3 protein-coding genes are annotated in these 2857 nt (G+C 71.3%); all 3 read right to left on the bottom strand.

Annotated elements, in window-relative coordinates; all coding sequences use genetic code 11:
* Positions 1-519: hypothetical protein (locus tag ACFU53_RS47505; protein WP_384006744.1), on the bottom strand; the 519-nt coding region annotated here is incomplete at its 3' end.
* A 194-nt stretch (positions 520-713) separates the two neighbouring features.
* The gene (locus ACFU53_RS47510; RefSeq protein WP_384006746.1) at positions 714-1355 is read right to left on the bottom strand and encodes a GntR family transcriptional regulator; all 642 of its coding nucleotides are present in this window, start codon (positions 1353-1355) and stop codon (positions 714-716) included.
* A 692-nt stretch (positions 1356-2047) separates the two neighbouring features.
* Positions 2048-2857: 2-oxo acid dehydrogenase subunit E2 (locus ACFU53_RS47515; RefSeq protein WP_384006748.1), on the bottom strand; the 810-nt coding region annotated here is incomplete at its 5' end.

The raw sequence follows: 2857 nt of genomic DNA on the forward strand, positions 1-2857 counted from the left end.
GGGGAAGCCCACCGGGCGCGGCGCCCGCCACACCCGGGCCCCGGCGTGGCCCTCGTCCGCTCCCGCCTCCCGGTGTCCCGACTCGCTCTCCCCGCCGGCGCGTCGGGCCGGAGCGCCGGCGTCCCGATCCGACGCGGCGGCGCCCTCGTCCGGAGTGGCGGCGCCCGCGTGGCGAGCGGCGGCGTCCGCGGCGGCGACCAGGGCGGCGACGCGCTCCAGGTCGGTCTCGGGCGCGCAGCCGACGTAGACACAGCCCAGCGTGCCGTTGACCTCTGCGCGGCTCACCCCTGGCACCCCGCGCAGCGCGGACTCCACCTCGCGCGCCGCACCGGCCGTCCGGGGCCCGCCCAGGTGCCGCACCTCGATCTGCACGCCGCCGTCGGTCGGCCAGAGCCCGGGTGTACGGGGCCGCAGCGCGGGACCGACCACCGGCAGTGCCGCCGGCACGGCGGCCAGCATCGACGCGGCAGACCGGAGCGTTCCGGACAGTCCGGAACGGGAGAGCACTGGCCAGCTCACACGGCCCTCCACCCTCGACCGATGGGGGTCGTCGTCGGCACCCCGAAGAACAGTCCGAAGAACAGCCCGAAGAACAGCCCGGAGAACGGCCCCGGGAGAACACACGGCTCTCCTCAGTATGGGCACGCCTCAGCGGCATCGTCCTGCGCCGGCGGGGCCGACTACGCCGGAGGGGGGAACCGGAGCGGGATCCGTCAGGCGGAACCGCCGGCGGCGCGGGGAGCGCAGCCCAGCACATGCTCCTTCACCAGACGGCCGATCTCCGGGTCCCGCCGCTGGAACGCCTCGACCAGGGCCTGGTGCTCCTCCGCGTACGACTGCTGGACCGTCCCCAGCCAGCGGATGGACAGTGCCGTGAACACCTCGATGCCCAGGCCCTCCCAGGTGTGCAGGAGGACGGAGTTGCCGGCGGCGCGGACCATGTCGCGGTGGAAGCCCACGGTGTGGCGCACCTGGGACGTGCCGTCGGCGTTGCGGTCAGCCTCGTACAGGGCGGCCACATGCGGCTCGAGCGCAGAGCAGTCCTCCGCCAGCCGCTCCGCCGCGAGCTCCGCCGCGATCGCCTCAAGACCGGCCCGTACCGGGTAGCTCTCCTCCAGATCGGCCGCGGTCAGATTCCGTACCCGTACGCCCTTGTTCGGCGCGGATTCGATCAACCGCAGCGACTCCAGCTCGCGCAACGCTTCCCGCACCGGTGTCTGGCTGACCTCCAGCTCCGTCGCGATCCGCCGCTCCACGATTCGCTCGCCCGGCTTCCACCGCCCGCTCACGATCCCCTCCACGATGTGCTCGCGGATCTGTTCGCGCAGCGAGTGGACGACGGGCGCGGTGGTCATGAGGGCTCCTTCGGCGGGGGACAGAGCCCCAAGGGCGTTGACCTCTAGACAATAAAGCCGCGCCCCCGCCGGTGAGAGGCGCACGGGGGCGCTTTCGCGCAGGTGAGACGAGACTTACACGCTGCCATGGGGGCCGTTTTGTAAAGACCCGTACCGGCCAGGCTTCTGAGCGGTCACGGCCGTGGCACTCCGAGAACCGTTCCGGGAACTGGCCTCCCGGGCCCGGACCACGCGCAGGACGCGTGTCGCCGCCCCGGGGTCGAGTACGCCGGGGACCAGCTCGTCCAAGACCGTTCGGGGCACGCGGCTGAACGAACTCACTCCCGCTCAGTCCACAGCAGGGGCCCCGCACGCTGACGCCGTACCCCGCGCCCCAGATCAAACGATCACGCTAACCCAAACGGCCCAGGACAACGCCAGCCCGGAAGCCGACCATCACACGATCGAGCAAATTCGACCTCATGCGCACTCCTTGGCGAACAGCTACCACCCCTCGGACGTGCAGTCGTTCAGGGAAGGGGCATCGGCGGCAGCGGCGCGCAACGCCTGGTCCATCGAATCCGCAACGCGCAAGGTGATGGCAGGCATGGTGCCGAATATGGTGGCGGCAATGCCGTCCCGGCCCGTGATGACAGAGAACGGTGCCCCGCCCGGAAACTCCGGACGGGGCACCGTTCAGACAGGCGTGGCTGTTACAGCCCCAGCTCGACCTCGAACTCGCCCGCCTCCAGGATCGCCTTGACGGCCGTCAGGTAACGGGCCGCGTCGGCGCCGTCCACCAGGCGGTGGTCGTAGGAGAGGGTCAGGTACGTCATGTCGCGGACGCCGATGACCGTGCCCTCCTCCGTCTCGATGACGGCGGGGCGCTTGACCGTGGCGCCGATGCCGAGGATCGCGACCTGGTTCGGCGGCACGATGATCGTGTCGAACAGCGCGCCGCGCGAACCGGTGTTGGAGATGGTGAAGGTCGCGCCGGAGAGCTCGTCCGGCGTGATCTTGTTGGCCCGGACCTTGCCCGCCAGGTCGGCGGTGGCCTTCGCGATACCGGCGATGTTGAGGTCGCCCGCGCCCTTGATGACCGGGGTCATCAGGCCCTTCTCGGAGTCCACCGCGATACCGATGTTCTCGGCGTCGAAGTAGGTGATCGTGCCCTCGCCCTCGTTGATCCGGGCGTTGATGGGCGCGTGCGCCTTCAGCGCCTGGGCCGCGGCCTTGACGAAGAACGGCATCGGGGAGAGCTTCACGCCCTCACGGGCCGCGAACGAGTCCTTGGCCCGGGCGCGCAGCCTCATCAGGCGGGTGACGTCGACCTCGACGACCGACGACAGCTGGGCCTGCTCGTGCAGCGCCTTGACCATGTTGTCGCCGATGACCTTGCGGATGCGCGGCATCTTGATGGTCTGGCCACGCAGGGGCGAGGCCTCCAGGGTCGGGGCCTTCCTGGCAGCCGGAGCGGCGGCGGCGGCCGGCGCCGGAGCGGCAGCGGCGGCCTTCGCGGCCTC

The organism is Streptomyces sp. NPDC057474, assembly GCF_042802555.1.
Classification (GTDB): domain Bacteria; phylum Actinomycetota; class Actinomycetes; order Streptomycetales; family Streptomycetaceae; genus Streptomyces.